This is a genomic window from Martinezella rhizogenes (genome assembly GCF_000799715.1).
Lineage (GTDB): Bacteria > Pseudomonadota > Alphaproteobacteria > Rhizobiales > Rhizobiaceae > Rhizobium > Rhizobium rhizogenes_C.
The window spans coordinates 216,201-231,391 of the sequence record NZ_JUHG01000014.1 but is presented as its reverse complement, the minus strand read 5'-3'; the positions used below and the strand labels follow the sequence as shown (position 1 = coordinate 231,391).

The 15,191-nt window shown below is 59.6% G+C and carries 16 protein-coding genes; 10 read left to right on the top strand and 6 right to left on the bottom strand.

The window, feature by feature from the left end; genetic code table 11:
- Nucleotides 1-159 precede the first annotated feature (159 nt).
- From EX00_RS18610 to guaA, 3 genes are all read left to right on the top strand, one after another.
- Entirely contained in the window at nucleotides 160-609 is a 450-nt protein-coding gene (locus EX00_RS18610) for a PaaI family thioesterase (RefSeq protein ID WP_047461033.1), read from the top strand.
- Nucleotides 606-1,247: a 5'-methylthioadenosine/S-adenosylhomocysteine nucleosidase gene (locus tag EX00_RS18605; protein WP_047461030.1), complete on the top strand. Its 642-nt coding sequence runs from the start codon at nucleotides 606-608 to the stop codon at nucleotides 1,245-1,247. Before EX00_RS18610 ends, EX00_RS18605 begins: the two co-directional genes overlap by 4 nt.
- A 103-nt stretch (nucleotides 1,248-1,350) precedes the next feature.
- Complete coding sequence (gene guaA / locus EX00_RS18600; RefSeq protein WP_047461027.1) at nucleotides 1,351-2,913, top strand: glutamine-hydrolyzing GMP synthase; 1,563 nt, start codon at nucleotides 1,351-1,353, stop codon at nucleotides 2,911-2,913.
- A gap of 99 nt (nucleotides 2,914-3,012) precedes the next feature.
- On the opposite strand, the gene EX00_RS18595 is transcribed toward guaA, so the two are convergent.
- Complete coding sequence (locus tag EX00_RS18595) at nucleotides 3,013-3,612, bottom strand: NADPH-dependent F420 reductase (RefSeq protein ID WP_047461024.1); 600 nt, start codon at nucleotides 3,610-3,612, stop codon at nucleotides 3,013-3,015.
- An 89-nt stretch (nucleotides 3,613-3,701) separates the two neighbouring features.
- Nucleotides 3,702-4,436: an SDR family NAD(P)-dependent oxidoreductase gene (locus tag EX00_RS18590; protein WP_047461021.1), complete on the bottom strand. Its 735-nt coding sequence runs from the start codon at nucleotides 4,434-4,436 to the stop codon at nucleotides 3,702-3,704.
- A gap of 274 nt (nucleotides 4,437-4,710) precedes the next feature.
- Here EX00_RS18590 and EX00_RS18585 point away from each other — a divergent pair, with 274 nt between their 5' ends.
- Nucleotides 4,711-5,604: a LysR family transcriptional regulator gene (locus EX00_RS18585; protein WP_047461018.1), complete on the top strand. Its 894-nt coding sequence runs from the start codon at nucleotides 4,711-4,713 to the stop codon at nucleotides 5,602-5,604.
- Nucleotides 5,605-5,690: 86 nt separating this feature from the next.
- Here EX00_RS18585 and EX00_RS18580 read toward each other — a convergent pair whose 3' ends face one another.
- The gene (locus EX00_RS18580) at nucleotides 5,691-6,584 is read right to left on the bottom strand and encodes a LysR family transcriptional regulator (RefSeq protein WP_047461015.1); all 894 of its coding nucleotides are present in this window, start codon (nucleotides 6,582-6,584) and stop codon (nucleotides 5,691-5,693) included.
- 155 nt (nucleotides 6,585-6,739) lie between these two features.
- Between EX00_RS18580 and EX00_RS18575 the strand changes: the two genes are divergently transcribed.
- On the top strand, nucleotides 6,740-7,393 hold the full coding sequence (locus EX00_RS18575; protein ID WP_047461012.1) for a hydrolase: 654 nt from the start codon (nucleotides 6,740-6,742) through the stop codon (nucleotides 7,391-7,393).
- Nucleotides 7,394-7,603: 210 nt separating this feature from the next.
- Here EX00_RS18575 and EX00_RS31485 read toward each other — a convergent pair whose 3' ends face one another.
- Complete coding sequence (locus tag EX00_RS31485) at nucleotides 7,604-8,029, bottom strand: hypothetical protein (protein WP_155294090.1); 426 nt, start codon at nucleotides 8,027-8,029, stop codon at nucleotides 7,604-7,606.
- A 190-nt stretch (nucleotides 8,030-8,219) separates the two neighbouring features.
- Here EX00_RS31485 and EX00_RS18570 point away from each other — a divergent pair, with 190 nt between their 5' ends.
- From EX00_RS18570 to EX00_RS18560, 3 genes are all read left to right on the top strand, one after another.
- Nucleotides 8,220-8,528, top strand: a complete 309-nt coding sequence (locus tag EX00_RS18570) for a hypothetical protein (protein ID WP_155294089.1) — start codon at nucleotides 8,220-8,222, stop codon at nucleotides 8,526-8,528.
- 155 nt (nucleotides 8,529-8,683) lie between these two features.
- Nucleotides 8,684-9,067 (top strand): hypothetical protein, encoded by a 384-nt coding sequence (locus EX00_RS18565; protein ID WP_047461009.1) that lies wholly within the window; start codon nucleotides 8,684-8,686, stop codon nucleotides 9,065-9,067.
- A complete protein-coding gene (locus tag EX00_RS18560) occupies nucleotides 9,067-11,901 on the top strand; it encodes a response regulator (protein ID WP_047461006.1) in 2,835 nt (944 codons plus the stop codon). Before EX00_RS18565 ends, EX00_RS18560 begins: the two co-directional genes overlap by 1 nt.
- 315 nt (nucleotides 11,902-12,216) lie before the next feature.
- On the opposite strand, the gene EX00_RS18555 is transcribed toward EX00_RS18560, so the two are convergent.
- Nucleotides 12,217-12,657 (bottom strand): lipid-binding SYLF domain-containing protein, encoded by a 441-nt coding sequence (locus EX00_RS18555; RefSeq protein WP_047461004.1) that lies wholly within the window; start codon nucleotides 12,655-12,657, stop codon nucleotides 12,217-12,219.
- A 195-nt stretch (nucleotides 12,658-12,852) separates the two neighbouring features.
- The gene (locus EX00_RS18550) at nucleotides 12,853-13,620 is read right to left on the bottom strand and encodes a class I SAM-dependent methyltransferase (protein ID WP_047461001.1); all 768 of its coding nucleotides are present in this window, start codon (nucleotides 13,618-13,620) and stop codon (nucleotides 12,853-12,855) included.
- A gap of 160 nt (nucleotides 13,621-13,780) precedes the next feature.
- On the opposite strand from EX00_RS18550, the gene EX00_RS18545 reads away from it, so the two are divergent.
- Entirely contained in the window at nucleotides 13,781-14,635 is an 855-nt protein-coding gene (locus EX00_RS18545; RefSeq protein WP_047460999.1) for an alpha/beta fold hydrolase, read from the top strand.
- A gap of 105 nt (nucleotides 14,636-14,740) precedes the next feature.
- Nucleotides 14,741-15,112 carry a YciI family protein gene (locus EX00_RS18540; RefSeq protein ID WP_047460996.1) on the top strand — a complete coding sequence of 124 codons (372 nt, stop codon included), beginning with the start codon at nucleotides 14,741-14,743 and terminating at the stop codon, nucleotides 15,110-15,112.
- The last annotated feature ends 79 nt before the right edge of the window (nucleotides 15,113-15,191 follow it).

The following is a 15,191-nucleotide window of genomic DNA, read 5'->3' as shown; positions in this document are numbered from 1 at the left end:
CTAAGCTCCATCTCGAATTCTCCGATGAACATACCGAAAACCGAGCATCATGGAAAAACAATGTCGTAGATGCATCATTTCCCAAGATCGATTTCCATCGGATGACCCTTGTCCAAACGACCTTGCCATGCCAACTTCGCACCTGCGAAGGGGAACAGCATGACCGGGGAAAACAGCGGCGACTATCGGGCGCGCATCAGGACGAGTTTCGAGCGGCAGGCGGCGATGGCGACCATCGGCGCTGAACTGACGCGCGTCGAGCATGGCATGGTCGAGATCGAGCTGCCATTCGACGTCAAGCTGACGCAGCAGCACGGCATCCTGCATGCCGGGATCATCTCGGCGGCACTGGATTCGGCCTGCGGTTTCGCGGCCTATAGCCTCATCGACTCGACAGCCTCGATCCTCACCATCGAATTCAAGGTCAATCTGATGTCGCCGGGGCGCGGAGAGCGCTTTCTATTTCGCGGCGAAGTGACCAAGCCTGGCAATACCATCATCGTCGCCGACGGGCGCGGTTATGCCATCGGCGACGGACCAGCCAAGCTGATTGCCTCGATGACCGGGACGATGATGGTTATCCGGGGCCGGGAGGGAATTACCGGATGACATTCGAACTGAAGCGCGTATCGGGAAAATCGATCCTGTTCGTGATGGCCGCCGAGGCCGAATACGGACCTTTCCTACGATCCCGCTTCGAACCGCTGATCACCGGCGTCGGCCCCGTCGAGGCGGCCGTTGTCCTGACGCGCACGCTGGCCCAACTCCAGGCACAGGACGACCTCCCCGACCTCGTGGTATCGCTGGGCTCGGCCGGCTCCGCCAGACTGGAGCAGACGGAAGTCTATCAAGCGACCTCCGTTTCCTATCGCGACATGGATGCGTCACCGCTCGGTTTCGAAAAAGGCCGCACGCCCTTTCTCGACCTGCCCGCAACCATCGAATTGCCGCTGCGCATTCCCGGCGTTCCGGAGGCGAGCCTTTCGACCGGCGGCAACATCATTTCCGGCGCGGAGGCATATGGCCGGATCGCCGCCGATATGGTGGAGATGGAGACCTATGCCGTGTTGCGCGCCTGCCAGGCCTTTGGCCGGCCGCTGATCGGGCTGCGCGGCATTTCCGACGGCAAGGTCGACCTGCAGCACATTTCCGACTGGACGGAATATCTGCATATCATCGACCGCAAGCTTTCCAATGCCGTCGACGGTCTGTTCACCGCCCTTGAAGACGGCGTATTCTGGTTCTAAAGGACCGGAAGCAGCTAAAAGATAGGACAATCGGGACAATAAATTCGGCTTCGCCGCGATTTGCCCGATTGCCAGCGAAAGCGCTTTTCATTAAAGGCTCGCCATGACCCAGACAGCACAGCCCGATACCGTTCTCATTGTCGATTTTGGCAGCCAGGTGACGCAGCTCATCGCACGGCGCGTGCGCGAAGCGGGCGTCTATTGCGAAATCGTCCCCTTCCAGTCCGCCGAAGCCGGTTTTGAGCGGCTACAGCCGAAGGCCGTGATACTTTCCGGCAGCCCGGCCTCGACCGTGGACGAAGGCTCGCCCAGGGCGCCGCAGATCATTTTCGACAGCGGTGTGCCGGTGTTCGGCATCTGCTACGGCCAGCAAACCATGTGCATGCAGCTCGGCGGCAAGGTCGAAAGTGGCCACCACCGTGAATTCGGCCGCGCCTTCCTCGACGTCAACACCGATTGCGCGCTGTTCGAGGGCCTCTGGTCCTCCGGTTCGCGTCATCAGGTGTGGATGAGCCACGGCGACCGCGTCACTGCGCTGCCCGATGGTTTCGAAGTCGTCGCGACGTCCTCGAACGCACCCTATGCCTTCATCGCCGACGAGAAGCGCAAATACTACGGCGTACAGTTCCATCCGGAAGTTGTGCATACGCCCGATGGCGCCAAGCTGATCGGCAACTTCATTCACAACATCGCAGGGATCAAGGGCGACTGGTCGATGTCGGCCTACCGCGCCAAGGCGGTGCAGGCGATCCGCGACCAGATCGGCGACAAGCGCGTCATCTGCGCGCTCTCCGGCGGCGTTGATTCCTCCGTCGCGGCCCTGCTGATCCACGAAGCGGTCGGCGACCAGCTGACCTGCATCCTCGTCGACCACGGCCTGATGCGCAAGGACGAGGCGGCCAATGTCGTCGCCATGTTCCGCGAGCATTACAATCTGCATCTGCTGCATGTCGACGCTTCCGAGCGCTTCATTGGCGAGCTCGAAGGCGTCAGCGACCCCGAGACAAAGCGCAAGATCATCGGCCGTCTCTTCATCGAGACTTTCGAAGACGAGGCAAAGAAGCTCGGCGGCGCCGATTTCCTCGGCCAGGGCACGCTCTACCCCGATGTCATCGAAAGCGTTTCCTTCACCGGCGGCCCCTCGGTCACCATCAAGTCGCATCACAATGTCGGCGGCCTGCCGGAGCGCATGAAGATGCAGCTCGTCGAGCCGCTGCGCGAACTGTTCAAGGATGAGGTGCGCGCGCTCGGCAAGGAGCTCGGCCTGCCCGACAGCTTCATCGGCCGCCACCCCTTCCCCGGCCCCGGCCTTGCCATCCGCTGCCCCGGCGGCATCACCCGCGAAAAGCTGGAGATCCTGCGCGAAGCCGACGCCATCTATCTCGACGAAATCCGCAAGGCTGGCCTCTACGACGCCATCTGGCAGGCCTTCGCTGTGTTGCTGCCGGTCCAGACCGTCGGCGTCATGGGCGACGGCCGCACCTATGAATTCGTCTGCGCCCTGCGCGCCGTCACTTCCGTCGACGGCATGACCGCCGACTTCTACCACTACGACATGGAATTCCTCGGCCGCGCCGCAACCCGCATCATCAACGAAGTCCGCGGCATCAACCGCGTTGTTTATGACGTGACGTCGAAGCCACCCGGTACGATCGAGTGGGAATGAAGGGGGGTCCCGTGGAGCCTTCAAATATTCGGTCACGCGCTGCTCTAGGAGGTTAGCGCGCGACCAGTTCTCGGCGTCGATTACACGGTCGTGGATCGATTACTGCTCCTTCTTGAACAAATCCTGGAAGATGAGCTGGCCCCAAATGCGGCCGCGTGCGTGCACCAGCGCGCCACCCTCGTTGAACTTTCCCAGCTTGACGGGTGCGAAGCCGAGTTGTTTGGCCAAGGCCGCCACGGGAGCGATCGCGTCCTCGTCGTCGCTCGACAGAAAGACGACCCGGTGCCCACCCTCGACGACCGGATCGGTAGCCAAGGTAGCCGCAATCAAGTGATTGAAACCTTTCACGAGCTTGGCGTCGGTGAACGCCTTCGCGACGAAGGCGGAGGACAGGAGGCCGTCCAGCTCCTCAAGCGGAACTAACGCGTTCGTCGCATCGATGACCGTCTTGCCTTTCCAGCTCGGCAGGGCCTTCGCAACCTCGCGATGCTCCCCGAACGGGACCGCCAAGATGATTGTGTCGGCCTCGAGTGCATCCCGCAGCGACTTGGCGACGACCGTGGGTCCAATCGCCCGAGCCTGCGGCGCCAACGCCTCGGGCGGCCGCCGGCTCGCGACGGCCACCTCGATGTTTTTACGGGCGAAGGCGAGGGCCAGGGCCTGGCCTATCTTCCCGAATCCTACAATCGCATAGCTCATAATACTTCTCCGATCCGTGTTGAGATTGATTCCCCGGCCCTCAACGGCGCCGGGTTATCGGTTTCGTTGTGTGGCGATCCGGCGCGAATTCAGATGGCCGAGAAGCCGCCGTCGACAGACAACTCCACCCCATTCACGAAGCTCGAGTCGTCCGAAGCAAGAAACAGCGCGACCGCCGCAATTTCCTCAGGACGACCCATCTTTCCGCGCGGGATCAGGGATTCGAACATCTGCTTTGCCTCCTCGGTGAGGACTTGATCCTGCATCGGTGTGGCGATCGGCCCCGGGTGCAGCACGTTCACCCGGATATTCCTGCCCTTCAATTCGTTGAGCCACCCGCGTGCGAATGCGTGCAACGTCGCCTTGCTCGCCGCATACACGCTGTAACCCGGAAAACCTTTGATCGAAGCAACCGACCCGGTCATGAAAATCGATCCGCCATCGTTGAACAGCGGCAACGCCTTTTGAACCGTAAACAGCGTGCCGCGCGTATTCAGGCCGAAGGTCGCATCGAAATGCTGCTCGGTAATCTCGCCCAGTGGGACGGCTTCGCCCGTGCCGGCGCTCGCGTACAGGATGTCGATCTTGCCCTTTTCCCGCTTGACCGTATCGAACAGGCGGTCGAGGTCGTCGAGATTGGCCGCGTCGCCGCGCACGCCGGTCACGTTCCGGCCGATCAGCTTGACGGCCTCGTCCAGCGCCTCCTGTCTCCGGCCCGTGATGAAAACATAGGCGCCTTCTTCAACGAACCGCTTGGCGCTGGCCAGCGCCATGCCGCTCGATCCACCCGTGATAACTGCAACCTTACCTTCAAGCTTTCCCATGACTTCTCCTATCAGACTCTGTCTTTGGTCGTTCGGGGACGCCCCCGAGAACCTCAACATAGGTTCGCCGGGGTCAGGCATTGAGTGCGGAAGCGCGCACATCGGTGGTGCAAAATCGATCCGGCTGGACGACTGACGCTAGCCGCGACGATCGGTGTCCGCCGTATGGAATTCGGCCGTGCCCGTCGACATACGCTTTGATGACCGCCCGTATTGCGGTACGATGCGGTAGATTCCGCTCTGGAAGGCGCACCGCGTGGTGCCGGATTGCACCATGATCGACTGGGATGACATTCGCTACTTTCTTGCCGTGGCGCGCGGAGGCTCGGTGCGGGCCGCCGCCAAGGGCCTCGGGGTGTATCATTCGACCGTGCTGCGACGCATCGCACAGCTCGAGGAACGCCTCGGGGCGCAGATGTTCGAAAAGCTGCCTTCGGGCTATCGCCTGACGGCTGCGGGCGAGGAGGTCCTCGAGCTCGCGATCCGGATGGAAGCATCCTCGCATCAGCTGGAGACGCGCATCTTCGGCCGCGACCAGAGCGTGCGTGGGCTTCTGCGCGTGACGCTGCCGCCACCCCTTGCAGCACACCTGCTCATGCCGGACTTCGCCGATTTCGTGCGCCTGCATCCGGGTATCGAGATGGAAATCCTGCCGTCCGGCGAGCTGGCAAATCTGACCAACCGAGAGGCCGACGTGGCCATCCGCGTCGTCTACGACCGCAAAACCCTGCCGCTCAATCTTCACGGCCTGAAGGGACCGGAGCTGTTCGGCGGCTTCTACATGTCCCGCGATCGCCCGGCCGAGTCGCGTGCGGGCAAGCCAAATCGCAGGTTGATAGCTATAAGCGGTCATAGAGTACCGGACTGGACCCGCGAGGGAGAGGTTCACACCACGGGAGCTCCCTTCAGAACCACAGATTTCGCAGCGCAGATCGCTGCCGTACGGCAAGGTATCGGCATCACGGCGCTGCCGTGTTTCGTCGGAGATGCCGATCCCCTATTGGAGAGGGTGCCAGGTACCGAGCTACACCTGTATGGACCGGTCTGGCTTCTCACGCAGGGGGAAACACGCAAGACGAAGCGCGTCCGGCTCTTCACGGAGTTCGTCTCCAGCAGGCTCGCCGCCTACGCGCCGCTTCTCGCGGGACTGTCCATATTGCACGACTAACGCGCGGCATGTCGCCGATGGCGCTGTCTCGAGCGTACCGCTGTATCAACTACGCAGCCCGATGTAGATCTCGCGCCGTTCGTGTCTTAGCGATCGACACCCGCGAGGTGCGGCGCCGGTTCGCAATACTCAATCAGCAATTCGGTGAGGACCCGTATCTTCCGTGCGGGATGCTGACCTGGCGGGCGGATAACATAGGCACCCGCCGGAGGTGGAGGATAACGTGTCATGACCGGCACAAGCGCTCCAGAGGCTACATACTCATGGGTGAGGCAATCGGGGAGATAGGCGATCCCGAGTCCTGCTGTCGCGGCGGCAACTAGAGCTGTGCCGTTGTCGGCCTTGAAGCGCCCCTGCGGGCGAACCGTGATGATCTTGTCGCCATCCATGAGTTGCCAGGCTTCGGTACCCTGCATGAGAGCCTCATGAGCGACGAGTTCCTCCGGCGTCTCGGGCGACCCATGCGCCTTGATGTAGTCCGGGCTCGCGACGAACTTCCCATAGATTGGTCCGACGCGTCTTGCGATCAGGTTGGAGTCCTGAAGATAGCCAACCCGTATCGCACAATCATAACCCTCTGTGATGAGATCGACGAAACGATCACTGTAGCATGTGTGGATTTGGAGCTGGGGGTGGCGGCGAGCCATTTCCGCGAGGATGGGAGCGAAGTGAGTTGAGCCGAAAGAAAGCGGCACGGCAACCCGTAAGCGGCCACGAAGATCACCGGCGGGTAGGATCGTTTCCTTGGCCACGTCGATCTCGGCGCAGACTCTCGCTGCATAATCTCGGAACGTGGCCCCTGCTTCCGTGAGGGCGGCGCCCCGGGTGGTCCGTGCAAGAAGCTGGACACCAAGTTCCGCTTCAAGCCGGAAGAGCCGGCGACTGACGATCGACTTGGAGACGCCGAGCCGGAGCGCAGCGGGCGAAACTCCACCAGCATCAGCAACTTCCACGAACGTCTGTAGCTCTTCGATGTCCATTTGGCGTTCCCCTTTCCGCGACACAGCTTGTCATGGAAGAGTGCTACCGCATCTCGAATAGGAACAGCAATACTGGTTCCAGGCAACGTCGCCCCTGGCGCATGTCTCCCGCAAAACCAATGCCGCTCACAACGGCAGCAAAGGATGTAACAATAATGACCTTTCGTAACGGCCTTGCTTCGCTTCTTCGTCCCGAAGACTCCGTACTCGTTCTTATCGACCACCAACCCTACCAGCTCGCCAATCTGAACAGCCACGACCCACAGGCGGTAGTCAACAATTCGACCGCCCTGGCGAAGGCCGCCAAGGCATTCGGTGTTCCCACCATCTTGACGAGCGTGATCGCCGATCGGGGTGGTCTCCTCTTTCCGCAAATTACCGACGTGTTCCCCGGCCAGGAGGTGATCGACCGGACATTCATCAACACCTGGGAGGATCAGAAGGTCGTGGACGCGGTCAAGGCGACGGGCCGCAAGCAGCTGATCATCGCGGGCCTTTGGACCGAGATATGCGTCGCGATGCCGGTTATCCAGGCTCTCGGCGAAGGCTGGGATGTGACTGTCATCACCGACGCTTCGGGCGGGACTTCGGTCGAGGCCCATGAGGTCGCTATCCAGCGCATGATCGCGGCTGGCGCGAACATGATGACCTGGCTGGCGTTGGCGTCCGAATGGCAGCGAGACTGGGCCCGGACCGAACACGCCGCAGAATTGACGGACGTGCTCAAGCAGCATGTCGCCGGTAGCGGCATCGCGTTCCTGTGGGAGCAGCAGCTGCTCAACACGCCGGTGCCGAGCACCGCAGGCTGATTTAAGCGGGGGATGCAGAGGATCTCGAGCGACCGTCGGGAAAAAACCGGCTGCTTATCGAGCCTCGTCATCCCTCTCTACAAGGCATACTTTTCGAAAAGTCGAAGGGAATGATGAAGTCGGGATAGATTGTCTCGACTTCAGCTGTGTCGGCATGTCCATCCCAGCCTCTCTCCTGAAGGAGAAGGGCTTATTGAATCTCGACAGGTTCTAGGCAGCGACGTGGGCTGGATCCGCCTTGGCAAAATGCGCCATCTGATCCGCATGCGCCTTGAGCAGAAACGTGACCAGCGACTGTCGCTCTGGCATTCCCCAAGAGCGACGACACTTTTTAAAGCAGGCTTTTTCAGTGACCACATCTTGCCAGCTTGAACGGTGACTGTTCCTTTCATCGTCCGGGGCGCCAGTTTGGTGCTCATGACAATAGGTTTGGTTACAAAAATCCGCAAAAATTCCACATTCCTGAAACATTGAGCAAACTATCCGTTTGCGGTCACTGATAGTCTCTCGATCAACTATTGAGCGAGTCATCGTCAGCAAAGGACGACGGCGCTTCTGTGATTGTCCTCGAAACCCAAGAGCCAAACTGCTCATGGCAAGTCGGTCAAAAACCTCTTCGGGTATTTGCGTGAACACGGCTGATTTCCTTCCATATGGCCAAGATTCAACCCTTCTAGATTTTGAAAAAATATGTCTTCAATGATAGCCCTGCCCAATATCCCGATGTTAAGTCGCTCTTTAGCGACATGCGCGTCATCTCCCCAAAGCAACAGGCCGAGCAAATTCGTTTGAATATGCCGACGCCGTTACGCAATCGACGGGAGGAATGCCGATGCTCCACAAAACTCTGCCATTGATCGGGACGATGCAGCTATATTTTGCGGCAAAGTACAAATTGAAAATGCTGAAGGAAGCTCTGGAAGAGGCACGACGGACGCGCGGCGAAACAATCGCAAGCTTCTATGATCCGCGCAAGAACCCGTCCTTTGCCACGCAGATCACACAATTCGTCGAACTCAGAAAACAGATGGACTACCTTCTGATCGAGGCTGAAAAACTCGTCGAAACCCCGGAAACAGCTTTTGATGAGAGCGACATCACGGTATCGGTCAAATCATCGCCTCCAAAAGGCTAATCCAAAGGACTAAACTGTCAATCAGCTGGTATTTTCAAATCTTCGATCGATAAACTTACCCGAAATCTGATCCAATCCAATAGACGTTCGCTTAGCTTCGTATTATTTAGAATGTTGTTTATTAGATTACTTTATCGACGCTCAACGGATAACTCATGACATCTGGGACTTGCTCCGAAAACGGTGGATTGATGGCGATGTTGCCGGCTTTGGCACTGCTGCTTGTCAGTGCCTTCGGTATCGGTGCCATGACCTACGGCAATCCGACGCCCGACGCCCAGATGACTGTCATCGGACCGCCGTGGTGGAAGGAGGACCGGATGGTCTCCCTGGCCGCGACTGCCGGTGGGCGGATAATCGAAAGCGGCGCATTGCCCAATATCATCGTCGTGCGCCGTGCGCCCGAGGGCGAACGCCGCCTTGACGAACCGGAGGACCTTGCCGCCGCGCTCTATGCTGCCGGCGCCTGGCTGGTACTCGACGCGCCGACGCAACGTAGCTGTCTTGGTCTCATCGATAGTGGCAAGGGGGCAATCTGATGAATGAAATCGCTCGTCTGCGCACTGGTTTCGGACGATTTCTTGTTCCGCTGCTCTGGCTTCACGTCCCGCTCGTCGCCGCCATAGCGCTCTATGTCGGCAAACCCATTCTCATGCCGGTTCTGCTGGCCGGGCTGCTTGCGGCCACCACGCATTTGTCCTGGCATTTCAAGGGCAGTGCTCCGGTCACACGCCATCTGAGCTCAGTTGCGATGATGGGCGAGCCGGCGCTACTGGTCTATCTGACATCCGGCCTGAGCTGGCAGATGGACATGCATATGTATTTCTTCGCCACGCTGGCCCTCGTGATCGCCTGGTTCGATGCACGTAGCCTGTTGCTGGCGGCCACCGCCATTGCCCTGCACCATTTGATGCTGAATTTCACCGTACCAGCCGCAGTCTTCGTCAATGACGCGGACATCAACCGGGTGGTGCTGCATGCGGGCATCGTTGTTTTCCAGACCACCGTGCTGGTTTGGCTCAGCAACAAGCTGGTCAACGCCTTCGAGCGCATCGAAAATATGGGCAGTGCCCTCGCCTTGCAAAACGAGACGCTCGAAATCCGCACCCACGAGGCCGAGCAAGCCAACGCGGCCAAGAGCCTCTTCCTGGCCAATATGAGCCACGAGATCCGTACGCCGATGAATGCCATTCTCGGCTTCAGCCATCTTCTCGGTCGAACGGAACTCACAGCACGGCAGCACGATTACATCACCAAGATCCGCGGCGCGAGCGACCGGTTGCTGAGCCTGCTCAGTGACATCCTGGATTTCTCCAAGATTGAGGCCGGCAAGATGGCGTTGGAAAAAACGTCTTTTGCCCCCCGGGCCATGATCGAACGCGCCATGGAAATTTCCACGTTGAAGGCGCAGGAGAAAGGCATCGCCATCCGCTGGCAGGTGGACCCGGCGATCCCAGCCATGTTGCGCGGCGACGAGTTGCGACTGAGCCAGGTGGTGCTAAACCTCGTCAGCAACGCCATAAAGTTCACCAGCAGCGGTGAGGTTACCCTTGAACTCACCTTACGCGAGCGCGTGGATGGCCGTTGCGTGATTGAGGGCGCGGTGCGCGATACCGGTCTCGGCATGTCGTCTGAACAGATTTCGCGACTGTTCGATAGCTTTACCCAGGCTGACAGTTCCACCACGCGACGCTTCGGCGGTACGGGACTGGGGCTTGCCATCAGTCGTCAACTCGTCACTCTCATGGATGGTGACATTTCAGTGGAGAGCAAAGAGGGCCACGGCAGTACTTTCACCTTCACCGTGGTGCTGGAGGAAGGTGAAAGCCACCGGCCCACAGTCGACCGAAAGTCGGACGCGTTCGCCAATCTGCGTGTCTTGGTGGTCGACGACAACGAGGGTTCACGGGAAATTCTTCAAGGCTTTTGCCAGACCTGGTCGATTACCCCGGAACTAGCGGCCTCCGCGCAGGAAGGGCTTGCAGCGATCAACAGCGCCATTGCCGAACACCGCCCCTTCGATCTGGTGCTGCTCGACTGGAAGATGCCGGGCATGAACGGCATGGAAGCAATCAAGGTGCTTCAATCCATCCTGCCAAGTGAAGACTGGCCGCGCATCGTCATGATCTCCGCCTACGGACGGGAGCAGGCGGTCGGTGAAGCCGAAACGCTCGGTATCGATGGCTTCCTGTCCAAGCCGGTCGACGCCTCCTCCCTGTTCGACATGCTGATGTGGATATTCGCCCATACGAACCAAGTGCCGTCCAGGAACGCCAGTGAGCACACGCCGATGATTGCTCCAGCGCTGCGGGGCGCGCGCGTGCTGCTGGTCGAGGACAATGAGATCAATCTCGAATTGGCCCAGATCATCCTGACCGACGGTGGGCTTACAGTCGATACAGCCGAGAACGGCTTGATCGCCGTGCGAAAGGTGCTGGAGGCAGGCAATCGCTATGATGCCGTGCTGATGGATATCCAAATGCCGGAACTTGGTGGCATTGATGCAACGCAAGAGATACGCGCCTGCCTACCGGATGGTTCGCTGCCGATCATCGCCATGACCGCGCATGCTTACGAGGCCGAACGCCAGAACTGCCTGGCGGCGGGCATGAACGACCACATATCCAAACCTGTCGATCCAACACAGCTGCTAACCGTGTTGAGCCGTTGGATCAGACTGCCGTTGGTGACGGCTGAGCAACCACTCGCCAATACAGCGTCCGCGCAAGAAATCGTCATTCCGTCTTTGGGCGGGCTGCCGTCGGCACTGCCGCCCTTTGATCTCGAGGCGGCCCTTGTCAGGGTGAACAGCAGGGAGGCGCTGCTGCGCAAACTGATCGTCGATTTTGGCCGAAAGTTTGCCGATGTCGTGCCCATCTTGCGCCGCCATATGGAGAATGGCGATTTCGAACAGGGTCGTATCCTCGCGCACACGCTGAAAGGCGTCTCCGCAACGCTGGGGCTAGCCGAGGTCGCGACCCGGGCCTCGATCCTGGAGGAGCGACTGGCCCGTCCGGTTCCACCGCCCGAACCCTCTTTGCTGACGTCCTTGGCCGAGGCGCTGCGCCCTGCCTTTGAGGCCATCGCCAGTCTCGGCCTGCCGACAGCGCCAACCGCCACTGCGCGCGTAGATACGGCCGTGGACATTGCTTCAGTCGCGAGCCTGACGATTGAATTGCACAGCCTGATAGAACGCCGCCAACTGCAAGCTCGGCGTGTGTTTGAGGTGCTGGAACAGATGCTCGGCTCCCAAGCGGGTGGAGAAAAATTCGAAATCGTACGTGAGGCAATCTCCAGGCTCGACTACGCCTCGGCCGCCGCCGCGCTGCAGGAATGGTCAGCCATGTTCACGCCGAAGAAAAAGGAAATCTAGAGAAATTCCAGGAAAACTGCGCTGCGGTTTTCTGTCCGGAATTGCGTAAAAACAAAGAGATGGAGCATTTCTGCGCTTCCGTGACGCGTTGAAACATTCTGGTCGTGGCGCTCCCCACTCAGTTTTGGGAGACGACTACGAAACCTGTTCGCCACCGCCGGTGGGGAGGCGCCCGCGACGCCGAGGCCGCCAGGCATGATCGAGTGGGAATAGAGGGCGAAGGGCACTCTCTGGGTGCCTTTCCCGGACGTGCCCAATCGCTCAATTCAGCAAATCAGGCCCATCCGAGGAAGAAGAATGAAGGGCGTGGCGCCCTTATTTCACCCTGATGCTCATACCGCTAATATCGGCGTTGACCTGCAGGCCTACCTGCCTGCCTGTGAGTTCGAGTTGGGCACCCTTGTCATTGGTCATGACGATCATCTGAGCCCCTTTGCCGACCGCGCCGCCGCCGCCCGCTGCGCCGTAAATCCCCGTCACATCCTGGGCGCGGCGAATGTGGCGCACGGTGCCTTGGAAATAGGTCTTGGAGGCCCCGAAGGCGAGGCCGCCCGAGATACCGCCGATCGAGACAGGGTATCGGCGACCATGGAAGGTCAGCGTGCCCTCGCCTCCGGAGCCGCCGACGAAGAAGGCGGCCTTATAAACGGCGAAACGGATCGTACCGCTGTCGGCATGCGCGGCGCTGGCAAAGCTAATTCCCGCGGCGGCGATGACGGCAACCGTGACTGAACGAAATCCGGACGAAATCTTCATGATGAGATACTCCTCAAGAGCGCCGCTTACCCAGCAGGCCGGGCACGACATCAGCGTCGTATCAAGGTTATATATGAACAGTTTCGCGCGTCATTGGTTCCAAAGCAGGATAATAACAAAGCGTTAGAGCACGTCCAAAATAATCGAGCGGGAACGATTCAGGCTCATCCGGGGCATCTGATGTCAGCCACCCTGTCAGCGCTGAGCGGTCACAATCCACGCGCGCGAGTCAAAGAATACGCCCTCCGGGGTCATATGGGTCTCCAGTAGATCGCGCAGCCGCTGCATTGCCTTGTCAGGTGCTTCATCGGTTCGCGCGAGCGCGTCTTTCACAAGATAGAGCTCCATGAGCGCGTCAAACGCCCCATCGACGTCCGGCCCATAGAAGACCGGTTCGCGCACATCGATAAAATCGATCGAAACAAAGCCGGCCCTACTCAGAAGTTTTGTAGCGATGGTCGGATCGCCAAGCGAAAACGGCGTGAGAGCATTCGCAGAAATCGCGGTTCCCGGGGCCAAGGCTCGCCGAATGGCGCCAGACCACTCGTTGCGCTCCTGACCCTGCCACACCATCCATGCAAGACGCGCACCTTGACGCATCGCGCGGGCGACATTGGCAAACGCCGCCGCCGGATCGGCAAAGAACATCACGCCAAACCGGCTGATGCAGAGATCGAAGTGGGCAGTAGGAAATGCGTGGTGCTGGGCATCCCCCTCTTCAAACGCAATATTTCGCAACCCCGCTTCTTCGGAACGTTGCCGCGCAACCTCGAGCATCTCCGCGGACGTATCCACGCCGATCGCGTCGCCTTCCACCGCGACACGCGCGGCCTCACGCGTCGATTGTCCCGCCCCGCAACCGATATCGAGCACGCGGTCACGCACGCCAACGCTGGCGGCGGCGCGCAAATGCCCGTTATGCCGCTTTAATTCCGCGTCATAGAAGTCAGCACGATTCAACATCTCCACCCTCACTTGGTTCTGTCTCGGTCACTTGGTTGATGGGGCAGCTTCAACGATTGTCAATCTCTCCGGGAAACCGATTGCAAAACAAGATCAGTTATGCAATAACAAAACCAGTTGCAAAATGCAATCGGATATTTGCAAGGGGAGGAAGCATCGGATGAATGAACGCATCATCATGGCTGACGGCGTGGAGATTGCCACGCAGGTTTTTGGCAACCCGAGCCACCAGCCCATTCTGCTTGTCATGGGCGCCATGGCCTCGATGCTGTGGTGGCCGGAGGCATTTTGCCGGCAGCTCGCAGCCCAAGGCCGCTATGTCATCCGCTATGACAATCGCGACACCGGCCTTTCAACCTTCTACGAGCCGCGCAGCTCTTCCTATACGATGGACGACATGGCCGAGGATGCAATCCGCGTGCTCGACGCCTACGGCATCGACAGCGCCCATCTGGTCGGCATGTCGCTGGGCGGGATGATCGCGCAGATCGCCACCCTTGCCCATCCAGCGCGGGTAAGAACGCTGACGCTGATCTCCACCACGCCGATCGGCGTTGACACCTCCGCCCTACCGCAGACCAGCGATAGCTATATGGAACATGCGGCAGCGGGCGAGAGCATCGATTGGACCGACAGCGCTCAGGTCATCGACTTCATCGTCAAGGATACGCGGATGATTGCCGGTACGGCGCACCCCCATGACGAGGCAGGTGCCCGCAATCTTGTCGAACGTGACGTCAAGCGCGCTCGAAACTTCGTCAGTGCGACCAATCATTTCATGCTGAAAGGTGGCGATACCTGGAAGAACAAGCTCAGCGAGTTGGCCGCGCCGTTTCTCATCGTCCACGGTACGGCGGACCCGATCTTCCCGATCGAGCATGGGGAATTACTGGCGGAAACCGTCGAAGGCGCGAAATTTCTTCGTCTCGAGGGCGGCGGCCATGAAATTCATCCTGGGGATTGGGACGAAATCATTGCGGCCATCGCTGCTCACGCCGGTACACAGCGTCGATAGAGGCCCCGATCGCGAAAAATTTTCAATACAATGTCGGTTTCCGAAAACCCCGTTCGTCGTTCCGATACCAGGCCGATGAGGCCGATTCAAACAAGGAGACGGACAATGCGTGTGATGGTTCTGGTGAAGGCTACCGACGACAGCGAAAAGGGTTTTAACCCCACGCCTGAGACCATGGAGATGATGGCGGCGATGGGCAGGTTTAACGATGAGCTTCGCAATGCCGGCATCCTGGTTGCCGCCGACGGCCTCAAGCCCTCGTCGCATGGCAAGCGTGTTGCCTTCGATGGTCCCGGCCGCACGGTCATCGACGGACCTTTCGCCGCGACCCGCGATCTGGTCGCCGGTTTCTGGCTCTGGGAGGTCAAGGACATGGACGAGGCGATCGCTTGGGTGAAGCGCTGCCCCAACCCCATGCCGGGACCGAGCGAGATCGAAATCCGGCCGCTATACGAGATGGCCGATTTGCGCCAATAATCTGGCGCCGGAGGTTCATGGAGGTCACCGCTCGCCGTGCTGACGGCGAGACGTTCCGGGTCTCCAAAGCGAAGTCCCG

What these genes read in the sequence shown, in the direction of transcription:
- EX00_RS18610 (WP_047461033.1), top strand. Translation starts at nt 160, where the DNA reads ATGACCGGGGAAAACAGCGGCGACTATCGGGCGCGCATCAGGACGAGT.
- EX00_RS18605 (WP_047461030.1), top strand. Translation starts at nt 606, where the DNA reads ATGACATTCGAACTGAAGCGCGTATCGGGAAAATCGATCCTGTTCGTG.
- guaA (WP_047461027.1), top strand. Translation starts at nt 1,351, where the DNA reads ATGACCCAGACAGCACAGCCCGATACCGTTCTCATTGTCGATTTTGGC.
- EX00_RS18595 (WP_047461024.1), bottom strand. Translation starts at nt 3,612, where the DNA reads ATGAGCTATGCGATTGTAGGATTCGGGAAGATAGGCCAGGCCCTGGCC.
- EX00_RS18590 (WP_047461021.1), bottom strand. Translation starts at nt 4,436, where the DNA reads ATGGGAAAGCTTGAAGGTAAGGTTGCAGTTATCACGGGTGGATCGAGC.
- EX00_RS18585 (WP_047461018.1), top strand. Translation starts at nt 4,711, where the DNA reads ATGATCGACTGGGATGACATTCGCTACTTTCTTGCCGTGGCGCGCGGA.
- EX00_RS18580 (WP_047461015.1), bottom strand. Translation starts at nt 6,584, where the DNA reads ATGGACATCGAAGAGCTACAGACGTTCGTGGAAGTTGCTGATGCTGGT.
- EX00_RS18575 (WP_047461012.1), top strand. Translation starts at nt 6,740, where the DNA reads ATGACCTTTCGTAACGGCCTTGCTTCGCTTCTTCGTCCCGAAGACTCC.
- EX00_RS18570 (WP_155294089.1), top strand. Translation starts at nt 8,220, where the DNA reads ATGCCGATGCTCCACAAAACTCTGCCATTGATCGGGACGATGCAGCTA.
- EX00_RS18565 (WP_047461009.1), top strand. Translation starts at nt 8,684, where the DNA reads ATGACATCTGGGACTTGCTCCGAAAACGGTGGATTGATGGCGATGTTG.
- EX00_RS18560 (WP_047461006.1), top strand. Translation starts at nt 9,067, where the DNA reads ATGAATGAAATCGCTCGTCTGCGCACTGGTTTCGGACGATTTCTTGTT.
- EX00_RS18555 (WP_047461004.1), bottom strand. Translation starts at nt 12,657, where the DNA reads ATGAAGATTTCGTCCGGATTTCGTTCAGTCACGGTTGCCGTCATCGCC.
- EX00_RS18550 (WP_047461001.1), bottom strand. Translation starts at nt 13,620, where the DNA reads ATGTTGAATCGTGCTGACTTCTATGACGCGGAATTAAAGCGGCATAAC.
- EX00_RS18545 (WP_047460999.1), top strand. Translation starts at nt 13,781, where the DNA reads ATGAATGAACGCATCATCATGGCTGACGGCGTGGAGATTGCCACGCAG.
- EX00_RS18540 (WP_047460996.1), top strand. Translation starts at nt 14,741, where the DNA reads ATGCGTGTGATGGTTCTGGTGAAGGCTACCGACGACAGCGAAAAGGGT.